Origin of the sequence: Agromyces luteolus (assembly GCF_009729855.1) — a bacterium.
GTDB classification, from domain to species: Bacteria; Actinomycetota; Actinomycetes; order Actinomycetales; family Microbacteriaceae; genus Agromyces; species Agromyces luteolus.
Genome location: NZ_WODA01000017.1, coordinates 194,185 through 212,780, shown reverse-complemented (window position 1 = coordinate 212,780; position 18,596 = coordinate 194,185). Strand labels below are relative to the sequence as shown.

Below are 18,596 nucleotides of genomic sequence, written 5' to 3'. Positions count from 1 at the left end.
GGCGACATGCTCACCGACACCGAGATCGCCGTCGGCGTGCACTACCTCGTGCACCTCGACGAGCACGACCTGGGCGACTTCGCGACCTGCGACGGCCTCGGCGTCGAGGTGGTGCTCGAGTCGAGGGAGGAGGGCGGCAACAACGGCTTCGTGTGGCAGTTCCCGACCCGACTCAAGTACCCGAACATCAAGCTGTCGCGCCCGGTGAGCAAGGACACCGCCGACACCATCGTGAACTGGGTCGTCGCGGCGGTCACCGGGCCGTCGCGCGGCACGGGACGCATCGAGATCCGCAGCGCCGACAACAAGCCGGTCGCCGCCTACGACCTGCACGACGTCATCCCGGTGAAGTGGACGGGCCCGGCGCTGAGCCCGGACCAGCCCAAGGTGCTCACCGAGTCGCTCGAGATCGCCCACAACGGCTTCGTCCGCACGGGCTCGACGTACTGAGGCGGAACGACATGCCCATCACGACCACCGCATCCGACACGACGAGCCTCGTGCACGCCGCCATCGATGTCCACGAGCCGGGGCAGAAGCCGGGCAAGGTCGGCGCGAAGATCACGACGATCGACTTCCAGCTGAACCCCAAGGAGCTGACCGTCACGAAATCGGCGAAGTGGGAGAGCAAGAGCCAGAAGAAGTCGGCCTCCGCGCCGCCGACGACGTACCAGGGACCCGACCCGCAGAAGATGAGCGTCGAGATGTACTTCGACGAGACCCGGCAGCGCGACGGGAGCGTCGTCAAGCGGGTCGAGGCGCTGTTCCAGGCGTGCACGCCGACGAGCGCATCGGTCGACGGCAACCGGCCGTCGGCGCCGTGGGTGAAGTTCCGCTGGGGCGTGCTGACGGGCTTCGTCGGGTACATCAAGAGCGTCGCGGCGAAGTACACGCTGTTCTCGCCCGACGGCACGCCGCTCCGCGCCGTGTGCACGGTCGCGCTCGAGGAGCTCGCGAACGAGCCGTCGAAGCAGAACCCGACCTCCGGCGGCCTCCAGCCGCGCCATTCGCACGTGGTGCGCGAGGGCGACTCGCTCGCCGCGATCGCCTACGCCGAGTACGGCGACCCCGCGCGCTGGCGCGACCTCGCCGACGTGAACGGCATCGACGACCCCTTGCGCCTGCGCCCTGGCACGACCGTGCTGCTGCCGACGATCGAGGAGCTCTCGCGCGCGGACGGCCGCGTGATCGCGAGGAAGGAGATCGCCCGTGCCCTCGTCCGTTGACGCCTACACGAGCCTCGTGCTCGTCTCGGTCGCCGGTTCGACGCTGCCGCCCGAGGTCTCCTCGGTGCTCGCGAGCAGTCGCGTGACGGATGCCGCGAACCTGCCGGACTCGTTCGAGCTCGAGTTCCTCGACTCGGCGGGGACCGTGCTCGCGCAGGGCGGGTTCGAGATCGGCGCCGCCGTGGTGCTGAGCGTCTCGCAGAACGGCGCCGAGGGGCAGCGGAAGCTCCTCGAGGGCGAGGTGACCGCGCTCGATCGCGAGGACGTCGGCGGGGAGCTCCGCACCAGGGTCCGCGGACTCGACGCCTCCCACCGGCTGTTCCGCGGCCGGCGCATCGCGGCGTACGTCGACATGTCGACGGCCGACATCGTGCGCAAGGTCGCGGAGCGGGCCGGGCTCCGGGCCGGCACGATTTCGGGTCCGCCCACGGTGCGGGCGCACACCACGCAGGACGACATCAGCGACTGGGTGTTCCTGAAACGACTGGCGGATGACTCGGGCTGCGTGTTCGCCGTCACGGAGGGCCGGCTCGACTTCGGGCCCCCGACCGCCGCGACGACCGCGTCCGACGACACGGCCACGGCGGTCGACGACCCGATCGTCATCGAGCACGGACGGAACATCATCTACCTCCGGTCCACGATCACGAGCGCCGAGCAGGTGCCGGAGGTCGAGGTCCGCGGCTGGGACGTCGCCGCCAAGGACAAGGTCGTCTCGACGGCACCGGCGAAGACGGAATCGGCGGACCTGCCCACGCTCGACCCCGTGAAGGTCGCGAACGTGTTCTCGAGCCCCCGCTACGTGAGCGGCACGGGGACGGGCGCGCAGCAGCCGCAGGACCGGCTGGCGGAGTCGCTCTCCGCGCGGATCGCGGGCGGGTTCGCGGAGATCGAGGCCCAGATCCTCGGCAACCCAGGGATCCGATCCGGCACCGCCGTCCGCCTGCAGGGCTTCGGGGCGCCGTTCGACGGGCGCTACGTCGTCACCGAGTCGCGCCACGAGTTCACGCCGGAGCAGGGCTACACGACGTCGTTCACGGTGAGCGACGCGTCGGACCGTTCCCTGCTCGGCGCCGGGACCAGGCCCGACCGGGGTGCCGCCGCGTCGATGCCGGGAGTGGTCAGCGCGCTCGTCAGCGACGTGCAGGGCAGCGGCGGGGCGGAGGAGGAGGGCCGGGTGCGGCTCACGTTCCCGATCCTCTCCGACGAGTACGTGAGCGGGTGGGCGCGCGTCGTGCAGGCCGGAGCCGGCGGCGATCGCGGGTCGATGGTCATGCCCGAGGTGGGCGACGAGGTGCTCGTGGCCTTCGAGTCGGGGTCGTTCGATCGCCCGGTCGTGCTCGGCGGGCTCTACAACGGACTCGACGCGCCGCAGGGCGGGTGGGCGTCGGCCGTCGAGTCGGGCTCCGTCGTGCGGCGCAGCTTCGCGTCCCGCACGGGCATGCTCGTCGAGTTCCTCGAGCGCCCGGGCGAGGAGTCGCTCCGGGTGTCCACGAACGAGGGCAGCCAGCACGTGACCCTTACGCAGACCGCCGACAAGGGCATCCGGATCATCTCCGCCGGCCCGGTCGAGGTCACGGCCGAGCGCGACGCGACCGTCACCGCCTCCGGCGACGTGTCGGTCGCGGGCACGAAGGTCGAGGTCGAGGCGAAGTCCGAGCTGAAGCTCTCGGCGCCGAAGGTCGCGATCGAGGGTGCGACGTCGCTCGACCTGAGCGGCGCGAAGGTCTCCCTCACGGGGAAGGCCTCGGCCGAGCTGTCGTCCTCCGGGTCGACGGTCGTGTCGGGCAGCCTCGTGAAGATCAACTGAGTCCGAGACGGGAACGGAGGGACGGAGATGTCGCAGGAGTTCGTCGGGCGGGGCTGGTCGTATCCCGTCCACGTCGACGCGGGCGGCCGGATCGCGCTCTCCTCCGACGAGCACGAGATCGAGGAGAGCATCCACCTGATCCTCGCGACGGCGCCCGGTGAGCGGCCCATGCGACCCGAGTTCGGGTGCGCCGTGCACGACTACGTCTTCGCGCCCGCCGACGCGGCGACGGCGGGCGCCGTGGGCGACGCGGTGCGCACCGCGCTGCGCCAGTGGGAGCCGCGGATCGACGTGACCCGGGTGGCCGTCTCCTACGGACGTGCCGACGAGGGGCTGCTCCTCATCGACATCGGCTACGCGATCCGCGGGTCGAACGACCCGCGCAACCTGGTCTTCCCCTTCTACGTGATCCCCGAACGCGCATCGGAGGCGACGCAATGAGCCTGCCAGCACCGAACCTCGACGACCGACGCTTCCAGGACCTCGTCGACGACGCGAAGCGGCTCGCCGCACTGCGCTGCCGGAAGTGGACGGACCACAACGTCTCCGACCCCGGCGTCACCCTGATCGAGACGTTCGCGTTCATGACGGACGAGCTGTTCTACCGGCTGAACCGCGTGCCCGACAAGCTCTACGTCGCCTTCCTCGACCTCATCGGCATCACGCTCTACCCGCCGACGGCGGCCACCGCCGACGTCGTCATGTGGCTCGCCGCCCCGCGCACAGACGTCGTCGTGGTCCCGGCCCGCACCGAGGTCGCGACCCCGCGCAACGAGCAGGCGGAGTCGATCGTCTTCCAGACCACCGGTGAGCTCCGGATCCCGCCCCGATCGCTCGCGCACGTCGGGAGCCGGTCGGGCGAGCACGCGACCGTCCGCGGTGCGCGACTCGGATCGGACCCGCTGGAGGCCTTCTCGACGCCGCCCAAGACCGGCGACGAGCTGCTCATCGGCCTCGACCAGCCGGCGCCCGGGCTCGCGATCGGCATCCGGCTCGACTGCACCGTCCGCGGCGTCGGCGTCGACCCGAGCGACCCGCCGACCGTGTGGGAGTCGTGGAACGGTTCGGGGTGGACCCCGTGCGACCTCGTCTCCGACCGCACCGGCGGACTGAACCAGGCCGGCGAGGTGCGCCTCATCGTGGCGCGCGACCACGTGGCATCCGTCATCGGCGACGAGAACGCCGGGTGGATCCGGTGCCGCATCGTCGAGCGCGAGGAGGGCGTGCCGACCTACAAGCAGCCGCCGCTCGTGCGCGAGGCGTCGGCGGACACGGTGGGCGGCGTCGCCGTCGCGATGCATGCGCGGACGGTCGACGAGGAGATCCTCGGCCTCTCCGAGGGCGTGCCCGGGCAGTCGTTCGCGCTGCAGGAGCGTCCGGTCGTCGACGACGGCGAGGCCTTCGTCGTCGAGGTCGGCTCGGGGAGCGGATGGCAGGAGTGGACCGAGGTCGACTCGTTCGCCGGGTCCGGCGAGGACGACCGGCACGTGGTCGTCGACCGCGCGAACGGCACGGTGGCATTCCCGCCCGCCGTCCGCGAGCCCGACGGGAGCCTCCGCCGGTACGGCGCGGTCCCGCCGAAGGGTGCGCCGCTGCGCGTGCCGCGGTACCGGGTCGGCGGCGGACTCGACGGCAACGTCTCGGCGGCGAGCCTCTCGGTGCTCCGGTCGACCGTGCCGTTCGTGAAGGGCGCCGTCAACCGGAAGGCGGCGCACGACGGCACCGACGGCGAGACCGTCGAGGAGGCGAAGGTGCGCGGTCCCCTCGCGCTCCGCACGCGCGACCGGGCGGTGACGCTCGGGGACTTCGAGCAGCTCGCCAAGCGCGCGGCGCCCGGAGTCGGCCGCACGCGCGCGCTCCCGGTGGACGACGGCGGCGGCGCCGGGGTCCGGCTGCTCGTGGTGCCGACCGTCGCGGTCGACCCGGGCGGGCGGATCGAGTACGCCGACCTCCAACCCGGTCCGGAGCTGCTGGAGGCCATCTCCGACGAGCTCGAGACGCGACGGATCGCGGGCACGCGACTGGTCATCGAGCCGCCGGAGTACCGCGGCGTGACGGTGGTCGCGCGACTGGTCGCCGGCCCGCGGGTGGCCGTCAAGCGGCTGCAGGACGAGGCGCTCGCCACGCTCTACCGCCACTTCGACCCGATCCACGGCGGCAACGACGGCACCGGATGGCCCTTCGGACGCCCGGTGCTCGCGGGCGAGGTGTACGCCGTGCTCCAGGGCCTGCCCGGCACCGAGCTGGTCGACGACGTCCTGCTGTTCGAGGCCGATCCCGCGACGGGCGAACGCGGCGAGCCGGTGCAGCGGATCGGACTCGCGCCATCCGCCCTCGTCTACAGCTTCGCGCACAGCGTCCGGGTGACGTCGGGGGTGTGACGATGCGCGGGATCGTGAACGAGCCGATCAACCGGATGCCGCTCGCGAACCCGGTGCCGATCGGCCAGCGGCTGCCCGGCATCCTGCAGGAGGACCGGTTCCTCATGCAGTGGATCACGGCGTTCGACGACTCGATCGCGCCCGTGTACGCGGTGCTCGACAACCTCGACGCCTACGTCCGGCCGTCCGTGGCCCCCGTCGATTTCCTCGAGTGGCTCGCGACGTGGGTCGACGTCGCCCTCGACGATGCGTGGACGGAGGAGCAGCGCCGCTCGATCGTCGCGGGCGCCGCGGCGTTGCACCGACGCGCGGGGACGCCGGGCGGCATCCGCGACGCCCTTCGGCTCGCCGCCGGACCCGAGGCCGAGGTCGAGCTCGAGGAGTCGGGGGCGACGGCCTGGTCGCCGACGCCGGGGACGCCGCTGCCCGGATCGGACGAGCTGCGCCTGGCGATCACCGTCACGGTGCCGACGGGCGACCGGGCCGTGCTCGAGCGGCGCTTCGAGCGCGTCGCCGCGGCCGTGGTCCCCGCGCACCTGCCGGTCGGGCTGACTGTCGTGGTCGCGGGCTGACGGTGCCGGTCGCGGGCTGACGGCCCGCCGTTGCGGTCACCGTCAGTCGACCCCGAGCTCGACGCGCATGCGGCGGTAGCCCTCGGCTGCACGTTCGGCGGCCAGCACGTCGCCCGAGCGGCGCTGCACCTCGACGAGCGTGCGCCACGCCTCGTCGAGCCACGGATTGATGTCGACGGCCCTGGTGGCGGTCGCGACCGCGGCGCGCGCCGAGCCGAGCCGGAGTTCGAGGTGCGCGAGCGAGGCCGCGGCCTCGGACGCTCGAAGCCGGTACCGTTCGCGAGCGCCGGTCACCCACTCCGCGGGCCCGTCCTCGGGGAGCACGTCGCCGGCGTAGCGGTCGAGCGCGGCGCGCAGCCCGTGCGCCGCCGACTCGGCATCGCCCCGGCGCTTGGCCGCTGCCGCCTCGGCGAGGTGATCGTCGAAGTCGGCGAGGTCGCAGTCGCGACGATCGAGCACGCCGAGCCGGTAGGCCTCGCCGACGCGTTCGACGATCGAGCTGTCGGCGTCGGCGCGCGGGCGCGGCAGGGCGCGTCGGAGGCTCGACACGCTCACGTGCAGCGCGTGCACCGCCGAGTCGGTGCCGAGGTCGCCCCAGAGGATGTCGGCGATGAGTTCGCGGTGGACCGGCGCACCCGAGTTCAGCGCGAGCATCCGGAGCAGGGCACGGGCCTGCGGGCGCACCCGCCGGAGGTCGATCTCGGCGCCGTCGGCTCGCAGGTGGAATCCGCCGAAGCACTCGACCGTGAGCCGTGGCAGGCGGGAGCCGGCGGCCTCCGACCACTCACCGCCGGTGGGGCGCGGCTGCCGCGCGAAGGCGTCGGTGACGAGCGAAGGCAGCCGCGGCAGCCCGGTCTCGAGCGCGCGTCGTCGCCAGGTGGGGCGGGGCCCGGACCACGTCGCCGCACGGTCGGGGGCCAGGGACTGCGCGACCTCGAGCAGCGCCCGCGCGCCCTCCGCACCGGAGGATCGGACGGACCCGTCCGCCTCCACGATCAGGTCGCGGGTCTGCGCCGAGCCGGAAGCCGCCGCGGCGAGCGCGCCGCAGGTCCGCGACCACGCCGCCACGTCCCCGTAGCCGAGGCGATCGAACCGGTCCGCGACGGCCGCAGCCTGGGCGCTGGTCGCCTGCCCGCGCCGGAGTCGCACGACGAGGTCCACTCCGGCGACCGTCGCCGCGGTCAACGGCTCGCCGGCCGAGTCGCACGAGGCGACGATCCCGCGCACGGCCGACTGCGGCAGGCCGGCGATCGCCGCGATCGCGCCCTGGCAGGCGGGCGCGAGCCGCGGGTCCGCCGCCTCGACGCACTCCCGCTCGAGGGCCGCGAGCGCGTCGAGCGTCACGTGACCGGGGCTCAGCGGTTCGCGGATCACGAGCAGCGCGAGGCGTGCCGACCTGACCTGCCCCGGTGCGCCCCCGTCGACGAGGCGACGGAGGAAGGGGATGGCGCCGACGACGTCGCCGCGGCGCAGCCGGGAGAGGGCGGCCTCGAACGGGTCGACGACGGGCGTGCGCGACCGGTCGGGTGGGCGCGCGACATCGGCGTGGGCGGGCGGCCGCGTCGCCGGGGCGGCCGGGGGCGCCGCAGGCGCCGCGTGCGGCCGGGGCGGCATCGCCTCGGCGGATCGCCGGCGGGCGCTCGCCGACTCCGCGGCCTGCGGCACGGTGGGATCCACCGCGAGCGTGCGGCACTCGCTCAGGTGGCGGCGGAGCACCGGAGGTACGACGCGATGACCGAGCACGACCTCGTGCATCACCGACCCGGAGTCGACCGCGCTGAGCAGGCGGCCGGCGTCCGGTGCGCCGAGGACCCGGGCGCATTCGGCGAAGTCGAGCCTCGGCAGCTCGCTCGTGCGTTCGAGGGCGCGGCGGACGTCTCGCGGCAGCGAATCGAGCGCCGTCTCGAGGCACCCGGCAGCGAAGTCGGACCCGAGGTCGGACTCCACGACGGACTCGACGGCGTCCGGGTCGACGCGTCGCGCGCGCCGGGCGAGCAGCTCGACGAGGGCGGGCCAGCCGGCGGTCTCCCGTGCGACGCGCGATGCGCAGCCCAGGCCGATCCGCCGACCCGCGACCTCGCCGAACAGGAGCGCGATCTCGTCGATGCGCAGGCCGAGGTCGGGCGCCGTGATCGTCGCCGCTCGATCGGCCGCGGCATGGACGACGGGGGAGGGCAACGGGAGGCGGGACGCGAGCACGAGCCGCGGCATCCGCGTCGAATCGCCGACGATGCGCGCGAGCGCCGCTTCGACGGGCGTGCCGGGTGCGCACCCGACGTCGTCGAGTGCGACGGTCTCCGCGCCGGCGGCGGCGGCCGCGTCGATCGCCGCCTCGAGTCGCTCGGGGTGCGGATGCGTCGGATCGACGGTGACGACGGACGTCCTGCCCAGCACGGAACCGAGGCCGCTGATGAGCGTGGTCTTCCCGGCGCCGGCCGGTGCGACGACGGACACGAGCCGCGCATGCAGACGGGAGACCAACCGACCCGGGACCGTTCCCCCGGGCGGCCGTGCGTCGCGTCCCCGAATCGCCATCGTGCACTGCCGGTTCCCTCGCCATGCTGCCGCAACGGATCCCGGCTCCGCAATCGCCGCATGGTCGATCTTCCGGGTTCCTGCCTACCGAGGCCGCCGACCGCTCGCATCGGTGCAGTCCCTGAAGGTGCGGTCGGGCCCGGCGCAGGCACCTGCATCCGAGGTTCGAGGCGACGGATGCCTCGATCCGCCGTCGTCGCGGGCGATAGCATTGCCGCCGGACCCACCGACCTCCCCGACCCGAACCGGAGCCGCACCGCATGAGCGCCCAGACGCCGCCGCCCCTCCCGCCCGCGCCTCCGGCCCCGCCCGCGGGTGCGTCCGAGGCTCCGACGCTGTCGTACGGCACCGCGCCGCTCGCGGCGCCTGCGGCGCCCGGCCCCGTGGCATCCGCGCCGGCGCCCTCGGTCGCCCCGTACGGTGCGCCGGTCGCCTACGGGTCTCCCGCCCACGGGTCCGCGTACGGCGCCGCTCCCGCCCCCTGGACGCCGCCGGTCACCGCGCCGCAGAACGTGCTCGCGTGGGTCGCGTTCGGGTTGGGCCTCGGCGCGCTCCTCCTCGGTCCGATCAGCTCGATCGCAGCTATCGTGTGCGGCCACATCGCCCGCTCGCAGATCCGCCGAACGGGCGAGCAGGGCGCCGGCGCGGCCCTCACCGGGCTCATCTTCGGCTACGTCCTGACGATCGGGATGCTCGTCGCGATCGGGCTCTACGTGCTGCTCATCGTGGCCGTCTTCGCGGGCTCCGCATTCACGTCGGGCGTGCCGACGAGCCTCTGACCTGGCAGCCGACCCACGATTTAGCGCACACGCGCCGAGGTGATATTCTCGTGTGGTTGCCGCGACAGCGGCGCACGCCCCGATAGCTCAGTGGTAGAGCACTTCCATGGTAAGGAAGGGGTCGTCAGTTCAATCCTGACTCGGGGCTCTGGTTCCTCCGGCCCGGCCGGAGAAGCCTCGCGGCGGGGTAGCTCAGGTGGTTAGAGCACACGGCTCATAATCGTGGTGTCGCGGGTTCGAGTCCCGCCCTCGCTACAGGAAAACCCCCGGTCATCCGGGGGTTTTGTCGTTTCCAGCGGACATGGGAACAGCTTGCCGGTCCGCGTCACGCCATCGGGTCGCTGTACCCGCGTGACTCCCTCAGCTCGAGCCCGTAGCCGAGGGCCTCGTGCATCGGGCCCGACTGGGCATCGACGAGGAGCCCCACCGCACGCTCGGCGATGAGGGGAATCGGCTGTCGCGGGGTGCTGAGCGCGGGAACCGCGTACGCCGGTGAGGACGTTCCCTGGCGGGAACGGGCGTTCCCGCATCGTCGGCTGCCTGTCGGAATCCCACATCCGAGCCTGCCAAGAACTCCGATCTGAGTATGACAATAATCCCGATTTCGCGATGCCAAAAGCGCAGACTTCGTGCATGCCTGATACGGCACTCGGCCCCTGACGCTCAGCGACGAGCTGAGTTGACAGCCGCGCGGGGGCCGCGCCGACCGGCACGACCCCCGCGATCTCGCCGGGCGAGGCGTCAGACGCGCGCCGTGCGCCGCACCACGTCGCCGAGCGCGTCGGCGTCGAGCGCGAACAGGTCGCGCGAGCCGGCCGTCGCGGCGGGGACGAGGCCGGAGACCGCCGGGAGCAGCTGCTCGGCGTAGAAGCGGGCGAGCGGCAGCTGCGTCGCCGCGATGGCGTCGCCGTCGAGGTCGCGAGCGGCGAGCGCGGACTTCGCGAGGAGCCAGCCGCCGACCACGAGTCCCCAGATGCGCAGGTACGGGCTGGAGCCGGCGAGCACCGAGTTGGGGTCGGAGGCGCCGGTGCTGAGCATCCACGCGGTGGTCTGCTCGAGCATGTCGAGGCTCGTGCTCAGCTGCGCCCGGATGGAGGCGAACTCGTCGCCCGCGGCCGCCAGCTCGCCGTCGAGCTCGCGCATGGTCGCGATGAACTCGAGGAACGACGCCCCGCCGCGGACGCCGAGCTTGCGCCCGACGAGGTCGGCGGCCTGGATGCCGTTCGTGCCCTCGTAGATCGCGGCGATGCGCACGTCGCGGTAGTGCTGGGCGGCGCCGGTCTCCTCGATGAAGCCCATGCCGCCGTGGATCTGCAGCGCGAGGGACGTGAGCTCGTTGCCGAGGTCGGTTCCGAACGACTTGCAGATGGGCGTGAGGAGGCCGACGATCTCGTCCGCGCGGGCGCGGGTCGCGGCATCCGGGTGGTGGGTCGAGATGTCGACCTGCACGGCGTTCAGGAGCATCATGCGGCGGAGCGCGGCGATGTACGACTTCTGCGTCATGAGCATGCGGCGCACGTCGGGGAAGTCGATGATCGGCGAGTCCTGCGTTGCGCCGAGCGCGCGGCCCTGGATGCGCTCCGTCGCGTAGTCGAGCGACTGCTGGTACGCGCGCTCGGCGACGGCGAGCCCCTGCGTGCCCACCGAGAGGCGGGCGCTGTTCATCATCACGAACATGATGCGCATGCCGAGGTTCTCGTCGCCGATGAGGTACCCCGTGGCGTCCTCGTACGAGAGCACGCAGGTGGGGGAGCCGTGGATGCCCATCTTGTGCTCGACGCCGACCGTGTGCACGCCGTTGCGCTCGCCGATCGAGCCGTCGTCGTTCATCAGGAACTTCGGCACGATGAAGCAGGAGATGCCCTTGGTGCCGGCTGGCGCGTCGGGCGTGCGGGCGAGCACGAGGTGCACGATCTGCTCGCTCAGGTCGTGGTCGCCGAACGTGATGAAGATCTTCTGGCCGGTGATGCCGTACGTGCCGTCGGCGCGCTTCACGGCCTTCGTGGAGAGGGCGCCCACGTCGGAGCCGGCGTGCGGCTCGGTGAGGTTCATCGTGCCGGCCCACTCGCCGCTGACCATCTTGGGCAGCCACGCCTGCTTCTGCTCATCGCTGCCGTAGTGCAGGAGGGCCTCGATCGCGCCCTGCGTGAGCAGGGGCGCGAGCGCGAAGGCCATGTTGGCCTCCATCATCAGTTCCTGGATGGCGAGCCCGATCGTGCGCGGGAAGTCGCCGCCGCCGAACGCCTCCGGCAGGGGGACCGAGCCCCAGCCCGCCTCGACGTAGGCGGCGTACGCCTCCTTGAACCCGGTCGGCGTCGTCACCGTGCCGTCGGCGTTCAGGCGGGCGCCCTCGAGGTCGCCGGCGCGGTTGGTGGGGGCGACGACCTCGGCCATGAAGCCGCCGACCTCCTCGAGGATGTCGGTGACCATGTCGAGGTCTGCGTGCTCGAAGCCCGGAAGCTCGGCGACCCGGTCGTATCCCACGACGTGCGTGAGCGCGTACGCCAGGTCGGCGACGGGCGGACGGAAATCAGTCATCTTCGGACTGTAGGCGCGGGCATCCGGGTGCGGGCCGAATCTGTCGCTATCGACGAACGAGGTCGGTCGAACCGGCGCCGGGCTTGTGCGTCCCGGCAGTCGGGCACGCCCGCCCGAGGCGGGCGCGCGGGGCATCGATGCCTGCCTGTTGGGGCATGGGGCTGGCCGTGCCCTTACCGGGTTCCCTAACATCGGTGTCACGGCATCGTCTCCGATGCGGCGTCGCGATGCCGTGAGCGGGGGGACGGATGGCCGATCGCAGCTGCTGGAACTGCGGTGCGATGAACGCGCCCGACGCTCGCTGGTGCACGAACTGCAACTCCTACCTCGGGTGGGACAAGGAGGCGGCCGCGTCGGGCGGCGCGTCGGCGCCGCCGTCCGGGGCCGGCGGAAGCGGGGCCGCGACGACCGAGTCGCCCGGACCCGCGCCCGATGGGGGGACCGAGGTCGGAACGCCCGGCGGGGACGGCGCGGACGGCGCGCCCGGCGGTGACGGGGCATCCGCCCCGCCGGCCGGAACGACCGCGGCGGCCGGGAACGGACCCGCGCCCGGATCGCCCGAGGTGACCGTCGCGACGCCCGAGGTCACGCTCACGCCCGATGAACCGGCGCAGGTGCAGGTCGAGGTCGAGAACCCGACGAAGGTCGTCGACGGATACGACGTCGTGCTGGTCGACCCGCCGGAGTGGCTCGACCTCGTCGTCCCCGAGATCCACCTCATGCCGGGAGCCTCCGACGACGTCGGACTGACGCTCGTGATGCGCCCCGGGCCGATGGTCGTCGCGCAGCGGGTCGAGGCGGCCCTGCGGATCAGTTCGCAGGAGGACGCGAGACGCTACGCCCTCGCCACGGTCGTCGTCGACGTGCCGAGGCACGGCCCGCGCGTCGGCATCGCGGCGAACCCGGCGATGATCCGGCTCGAGGATGTCGGCGAGGGCGAGTTCACGCTGACGCTCGACAATCGCACCGCGAACTTCCCGCAGACGCTGAACCTCTCGGCGAAGGATCCGGAGGACGTCGTGCGCTTCCGGTTCCCCTCGACGACGGTCGAGGTCGAGCCGGGGTCGACCGCCGAGGTCCGCGTCGGCTTCACGGCGCCGCAGCCTCCGCCCGGTGAACAGCGCAATCGGCAGCTCTCGGTCGCGGCGACCGACGGCGACGGGCCGATCGCGACGACGATCACGCTCGTCCAGAGCACCGAGGCCGCGCCGGTCGACGTGCCCATTACGGTCCAGGTCCAGCCGAGCACCATCCGCTTGGAGGACGCGCAGGACGCCGAGTTCGACGTCCTCATCGACAACCGCGCCGGACACTCGAACGTCATCGTCGGCCTCACCGGCACCGATCCCGAACAGCGGCTCTCGTTCGCGTTCACCCCGGCGCGGTTCGGCGCGGCGGCCGGGAAGGTGACGAAGGCACGCGGCCTGGTCCGCGCGGTCCCGCCGCCGCCGGGGTCCCAGGCGACCCATCCGTTCACCGTGGTCGCGAGCGACGGCACGACGGATGTCTCGGGGCAGGCGGAACTGGAGATGACGAGTTCCGCGGCGGCGATCGCCACCGCGGAGCTGCGCGCGAACCCGGAACGACTCGACCTCGGCCACGGCCGCCAGGGCCGGTTCACCGTGGAGATCGACAATCGACGCGGGGTGAGGCCTCTGAACGTGGCGATCTCCGGCCGATCGGATGACGGTGCGGTCCGCGCGACGTTCGATCCCGCCACCATCCTGGTCGCGCCGGGCGCGATCGGCTACTCGAGGGTGTCGCTGACGAGCCCGCGCCCGCCCGCAGGCCAGCAGGGGTCCCGCCGGCTGCACGTCACCGCCTCCGACGGGAGCCAGGACCTCGACGCGAGCATCGAGATCGAGCAGACGAGGCCCAACCATCGCCCGGCCGTCGGGCGGTGGCTGATCGCCCTGGGCGCGCTCATGGTCATCGTCGGGGCGCTGTTCCTGCCCTGGTTCGACGGGATCGGCCCGCCGCAGCTGAACCCGGTCGCGATCGTGCAGTCGATCCTCACGTCGAGCGGCCTGCAGTCCGAGTTCGTCGAGGGACCGGTGCGCATCCTCCTCGTCGTGCTCGGCGTGCTCATGCTGCTCGGCATCGCGGGCAAGGACGGCGGCCTCTCCCGCAAGTCGGCGGTGCTCGTCGTGCTGCTCGGAGCCGGGTACCTCGTCTTCCTCGCCGTCACGCCGGGCATGACGCTGTCGGCGCTCGACGTCGGACTGCCCGTGATCTGGATCGGCGCCGCGGTCGGGTACGCGGGCGGCATCCTCGTCCGCATGAAGGACTGACCGGCACCGCCGGGCGGGGGATCTCCGAACCGACGGGAATGCACGGCGCCCGATCGCGTTGGCCCTCAGTGGGCCGTGTCTCACCTCGACCGACCCGGCGAGGAGAACCACGTGACCGAACAGACCGCCGTCGGATTGCGATCCGAACGCGGGCCCGTGTTGGCCGCCCTGATGCTCTGCACCGGGCTCGTGGCGATCGAGGCGACGATCCTCGCGACGGCCGTGCCGTCGATCGTGGCCGACATCGGCGGGTTCGCCCAATTCCCGTGGCTGTTCTCGATCTACCTGCTCGCGCAGGCCGTGTCGGTGCCGGTGTACGCCAAGCTCGCCGACACCGTCGGGCGCAAGCCGATCATGCTGGTCGGCATCGGCGCCTTCCTCGTCGGCTCGATCCTCGCCGGCTTCGCGTGGGACATGACCTCGCTCATCGTCTTCCGCGCGATCCAGGGCCTCGGCGCCGGCGCGGTGCTGCCGGTCTCGATCACCATCACGGGCGACATCTACACCGTGCGGGAACGCGCGCGCGTGCAGGGGTACATCGCGAGCGTGTGGGCCGCGTCATCCGTCATCGGCCCCTCGCTCGGCGGACTGTTCGCCGAGTTCCTCTCGTGGCGGTGGATCTTCTTCGTGAACATCCCGCTCAGCCTCATCGCCGCGTGGATGCTGATCCGCAACTACCACGAGACCGTGGAGCGCAAGAAGCACCGCATCGACATCGCCGGGGCCGCGGTGCTCACGATCGGGCTCACGCTGCTCATCCTCGCGGTGCTCGAGGGCGGACAGGCGTGGGCGTGGACCTCGTGGCAGAGCATCGGCGCGTTCGGGGTCGCGGCCCTGCTCATCGTCGCGTTCGTGCTCATCGAGCGGAGGGCGGCGGAGCCGGTGCTGCCGCTGTGGGTCTTCTCGCGGCGCCTCATCGTCACCACGTCGTTGATCTCGCTCGGCGTGGGCGCCGTGCTGATCGGGCTGACCTCGTACGTGCCGACGTTCCTCGAGGTGTCGGCGGGTGCGACGCCGATCATCTCCGGGCTCGCGGTCGCCGCGCTCACGCTGGGGTGGCCGATCTCCGCCTCGCAGTCGGGGCGGCTGTACCTGCGGATCGGCTTCCGGAACACCGCGTTCCTCGGGCTCGGCATCACCGTGCTCGGCGCCGCGGGCCTCGTGGCCGCGACGTTCGTCCCGAACCCCGTCACGGCCGCGCTCGCGTGCTTCGTGGTCGGACTCGGGCTCGGCCTCGTCGCGTCGCCCACGCTCATCGCCGCGCAGTCGTCGGTGCCGTGGTCGGAGCGCGGGGTCGTGACCGGCGCGAACATGTTCCTCCGATCGATGGGCAGCGCGGTCGGCGTCGCGATCTTCGGCGCGGTCGCCAACGGCGTGATCGGCGAGTCCGGACTGGGTGCCCATTCGGGTGCGGCGATCCAGGCGGCATCCGCTGCGGTGTTCATCGGCGTGGCGATCGCGGCGGTCGCGACCATCGCGGGTGCCGTGGCGATGCCCCGAGCGCACGTCGACGACATCGAGCACCGGCCGGCCGAGCAGGCGGCGCCCGCCGTGACGAGCTGAGGCCCGTGGCGCCACCGACCCCGGCCGTAGGTCGGAGGTCCCGCCGACCGGCCGGGCGTTCGTGGTCTGATGAGCCCGACGAGGGGGTGCGTCGATGGCCAAGACGAGCGCGGCGGCCGCCGATCGGTGGCGCGAGCGGCGGACTCCGAGACGTGCCGCCTCGCGACTGATCGACCGCTGGACCGTCGTCGACGGCGTCGACGTGTTCTATCGGGAGTCGCCGAACCCGCCGAAGGATGCCCGCGTGATGATGCACGTCCACGGGTTCGGCATGTCGGGCCGGTACCTCCTGCCGACCGCCGAACTGCTCGCGGACGAGTTCCACACGTTCGTGCCCGACCTGCCCGGCTTCGGTCGCAGCGGCCGGCACCCGCAGGGCCTCGACATCCCGGACCTCGCCCGGGCCGCGGCCCGGTTCCTCGACGACCGCGGGGTCGAGAAGGCGACGCTCGTCGGGAACTCGATGGGGTGCCCGGTGATCCTCGAGTTCGCCGACCGCTTCCCGGATCGCATCGAGCGCGCCGTGCTCGTGTCGCCCGCAGGCGGGGTGTTCAACCGGCCGCTGTCGCGGGCGATCCGGCAGCTCGCGCAGGACGGCACGCGCGAGCCGCCCCGCATGGCACGCGTCGCCGTGCCCGACTACGCGCGCTTCGGGGTGCCGAGCACGCTCAAGCTCTTCCGGGCGCTGACGCAGTACCCGTCGCTCCAGCGCCTGCTCGAGCTGCAGCTTCCGACGCTGGTCGTCCTCGGCGACCGCGACCCTCTGATGCCCGGGCCCGCGCGCGTGCAGGAGGTGGCTGGGCAGGTCGACAACCACGTGCTGGCCGTCACGATCGAGGGCGCGGCGCACGCGATCAACTTCAGTCACGCCCGTGCGCTCGCGCACCTCATCCGGCGCTTCATGGACGACCTGTCGATCCTCGACGACCCGACCTGGACCGGCGGCGCCCGGGTCGTCGAGATCCACCGCGGCGTGCACCATCCGTCGGCGAAGGACGACTGAGAGGACCCGGGCGGAGCCATGGCCGACGCGAGCACGACCGAGCGACTGGACCGCAGCGCCATCGTCACCCTCGTCGCCCTGTCGCTCGGCATCCTCGTCGTCGCGAACGACTTCACGGCGCTGACCGTGGCGGTGCCGAGCATCGAGCACGACCTCGACACGACCCTCAACCGGGCGCAGTGGGTCATCAACGGCTACACGGTGGTGTTCGGCGTGCTCATCGTCACGGGCGGCCGGCTCGCCGACCTCTTCGGCCGGCGACGCGTCTTCGTGATCGGCGCGCTGATCTTCGGCGCGTTCTCACTGCTCGGCGGGCTCGCGCCGAACATCGGCCTGCTCATCGCCGCCCGCGCGCTCATGGGCATCGGCGGCGCGATGATGTGGCCGTCGGTCCTCGGCATGGTCTACGACATCATCCCGAAGTCCCGGAGCGGGCTCGCGGGCGGCCTCATCATCGGCGTCGCCGGGCTCGGCAACTCGATCGGACCCCTGCTCGGCGGCATCCTCACCGACACGCTCGGCTGGCGGTGGATCTTCTTCGTCAACGTGCCCGTGGCGCTGCTCGCGGTGCTGGTCGTGCTCCGGAACGTGCCCGAGTCCAAGCGCGGGAGCGGCATCCGCGTCGACTACGCGGGCATCGCCAGCCTGTCGGCCGCGGTGGTGCTCGTGCTCGTCGCCCTCGACGTCGGCAGCGCGAACACCTTCGCGTCGCCGTGGGTGCTCGGGATGATCGCCGTCGGCGTGCTGCTGCTGCCGGTCTTCGTGCTCATCCAGCGCCGGCAGGGCGACGATGCGCTCGTGCCGCGCCGCGTGGTCTCGAGCCGGCAGTTCAGCGGTGCGCTGATCTCGATCCTGCTCCTCGGCTCGGTGTTCTTCGGCGTGCTCGTCTACGTGCCCCAGTACCTCGAGAAGGAACTCGGATGGAGCGCCTTCGCGGCGGGCGCGGGCCTGCTGCCCATGATGCTCACCTTCGCCGCGGTCTCGTTCGCGGCGGGGCCGCTGTACCACCGCATCGGGAGCCGGCTCGTGGTCGGGATCGGCGCGGCCTGCCTCTCGGCCGGCGTGCTCGTGCTCGCGCTGGTCATCGGCACGGGCTACCTGCCGCTCGTCCCCGGGCTCGTGCTGTGCGGGATCGGCGTCGGGCTGTACTTCTCCGCGGTGACGACGGCCGCCGTCACGGCCGTGCGGCCGGAGGACTCGAGCCTCGCCGGCGGCATCGTCTACATGGGCAACGTCGCGGGCGGCTCGCTCGGGCTGGGCGTGAACACGGCGATCGTGCTCGCCGCGGCCGCGTTCACGGTCGGCATCCGGAACGCGTTCCTCGTCGACGCCGTGCTCGGCGTCGTGGGGACGATCGTGGCCGTCTGGCTCATCCGGTCGGAGGGATCGCGCACGCGCACGCCGACCTAGCGCCCGGCGCGCGCCGGCGAGCGCTGAGCGCTCAGCGGCCGGCCTCGGAACGCAAGACGGGCCGGTCCCGCCGAACCGGAGTCCGGCGGGGACCGACCCGTCGCCTGCGCCGCCCGAGGGCGGACGCGACGTCAGAGCGCCTGCGGCAGGATGTCGAAGGACACGCGTCCGTCCTCGGCGACGCTGGCGTCGAGCGTCTTGTCGTCGAGCGCGATGGTCGCGCGCTCGCCGAGGTACACGCGGGCACCCGACTGCTCGACCACGGCGTCGCCCGATTCGGGGGCGGGCGTGATCGAGACGCCGAACTGCGTGGCGTCCTGGTCCTCGGCCTCGATGCGCAGCCCCGATCCCTCGGGGGCGCCGTTGCCGGCGACGATCTCCTTCACGACGGTCGCCGCGGTGTCGGTCAGTGTGAGCATGTCGTCCTCCTCTGATCGCGAGTCGGCCACGATTCCAGATCGGGCCGAGGACCGCCACCCCGCCGCGGG

General features: G+C 72.5%; 14 protein-coding genes and 2 tRNA genes. 13 read left to right on the top strand and 3 right to left on the bottom strand.

The window, feature by feature from the left end; genetic code table 11:
• Positions 1–6: 6 nt before the first annotated feature.
• From GLX25_RS09695 to GLX25_RS09670, 6 genes are read left to right on the top strand one after another with little or no spacing between them, the layout of a single operon-like run.
• Positions 7–450 carry a phage tail protein gene (locus tag GLX25_RS09695; protein WP_155842272.1) on the top strand — a complete coding sequence of 148 codons (444 nt, stop codon included), beginning with the start codon at positions 7–9 and terminating at the stop codon, positions 448–450.
• A gap of 11 nt (positions 451–461) precedes the next feature.
• Positions 462–1,226: a CIS tube protein gene (locus GLX25_RS09690; protein ID WP_155842271.1), complete on the top strand. Its 765-nt coding sequence runs from the start codon at positions 462–464 to the stop codon at positions 1,224–1,226.
• Complete coding sequence (locus GLX25_RS09685) at positions 1,210–3,036, top strand: VgrG-related protein (protein WP_155842270.1); 1,827 nt, start codon at positions 1,210–1,212, stop codon at positions 3,034–3,036. The genes GLX25_RS09690 and GLX25_RS09685 overlap by 17 nt, the downstream gene beginning before the upstream one ends.
• 27 nt (positions 3,037–3,063) lie before the next feature.
• Positions 3,064–3,477, top strand: coding sequence for a GPW/gp25 family protein (locus GLX25_RS09680; protein WP_155842269.1), 414 nt, complete (start codon positions 3,064–3,066; stop codon positions 3,475–3,477).
• The gene (locus GLX25_RS09675; protein ID WP_155842268.1) at positions 3,474–5,417 is read left to right on the top strand and encodes a putative baseplate assembly protein; all 1,944 of its coding nucleotides are present in this window, start codon (positions 3,474–3,476) and stop codon (positions 5,415–5,417) included. Before GLX25_RS09680 ends, GLX25_RS09675 begins: the two co-directional genes overlap by 4 nt.
• Positions 5,418–5,419: 2 nt before the next feature.
• Positions 5,420–5,989 (top strand): phage tail protein, encoded by a 570-nt coding sequence (locus GLX25_RS09670; RefSeq protein WP_155842267.1) that lies wholly within the window; start codon positions 5,420–5,422, stop codon positions 5,987–5,989.
• A gap of 42 nt (positions 5,990–6,031) precedes the next feature.
• On the opposite strand, the gene GLX25_RS19150 is transcribed toward GLX25_RS09670, so the two are convergent.
• Positions 6,032–8,443, bottom strand: a complete 2,412-nt coding sequence (locus tag GLX25_RS19150) for a BTAD domain-containing putative transcriptional regulator (RefSeq protein WP_155842266.1) — start codon at positions 8,441–8,443, stop codon at positions 6,032–6,034.
• Positions 8,444–8,784: 341 nt separating this feature from the next.
• Between GLX25_RS19150 and GLX25_RS09660 the strand changes: the two genes are divergently transcribed.
• From GLX25_RS09660 to GLX25_RS09650, 3 genes are all read left to right on the top strand, one after another.
• Positions 8,785–9,303, top strand: a complete 519-nt coding sequence (locus tag GLX25_RS09660; RefSeq protein WP_155842265.1) for a DUF4190 domain-containing protein — start codon at positions 8,785–8,787, stop codon at positions 9,301–9,303.
• A gap of 76 nt (positions 9,304–9,379) precedes the next feature.
• Positions 9,380–9,451 (top strand) — tRNA-Thr (locus GLX25_RS09655).
• Positions 9,452–9,484: 33 nt separating this feature from the next.
• Positions 9,485–9,558, top strand: a tRNA-Met gene (locus tag GLX25_RS09650).
• A 486-nt stretch (positions 9,559–10,044) separates the two neighbouring features.
• Here the strand turns inward: GLX25_RS09650 and GLX25_RS09645 are convergent.
• A complete protein-coding gene (locus GLX25_RS09645) occupies positions 10,045–11,841 on the bottom strand; it encodes an acyl-CoA dehydrogenase family protein (protein WP_155842264.1) in 1,797 nt (598 codons plus the stop codon).
• Between the two features lie 248 nt (positions 11,842–12,089).
• On the opposite strand from GLX25_RS09645, the gene GLX25_RS09640 reads away from it, so the two are divergent.
• The 4 genes from GLX25_RS09640 to GLX25_RS09625 all read left to right on the top strand — a co-directional run bounded on the left by GLX25_RS09640 (position 12,090) and on the right by GLX25_RS09625 (position 18,108).
• Positions 12,090–14,132 carry a zinc ribbon domain-containing protein gene (locus tag GLX25_RS09640; protein WP_155842263.1) on the top strand — a complete coding sequence of 681 codons (2,043 nt, stop codon included), beginning with the start codon at positions 12,090–12,092 and terminating at the stop codon, positions 14,130–14,132.
• Between the two features lie 171 nt (positions 14,133–14,303).
• Entirely contained in the window at positions 14,304–15,695 is a 1,392-nt protein-coding gene (locus GLX25_RS09635) for an MFS transporter (protein WP_155842326.1), read from the top strand.
• Between the two features lie 94 nt (positions 15,696–15,789).
• The gene (locus tag GLX25_RS09630; protein WP_155842262.1) at positions 15,790–16,698 is read left to right on the top strand and encodes an alpha/beta fold hydrolase; all 909 of its coding nucleotides are present in this window, start codon (positions 15,790–15,792) and stop codon (positions 16,696–16,698) included.
• A gap of 18 nt (positions 16,699–16,716) precedes the next feature.
• Positions 16,717–18,108 (top strand): MFS transporter, encoded by a 1,392-nt coding sequence (locus tag GLX25_RS09625; protein ID WP_155842261.1) that lies wholly within the window; start codon positions 16,717–16,719, stop codon positions 18,106–18,108.
• Between the two features lie 131 nt (positions 18,109–18,239).
• On the opposite strand, the gene GLX25_RS09620 is transcribed toward GLX25_RS09625, so the two are convergent.
• Positions 18,240–18,527, bottom strand: coding sequence for an iron-sulfur cluster assembly accessory protein (locus tag GLX25_RS09620; protein WP_155052478.1), 288 nt, complete (start codon positions 18,525–18,527; stop codon positions 18,240–18,242).
• Positions 18,528–18,596 lie beyond the last annotated feature (69 nt).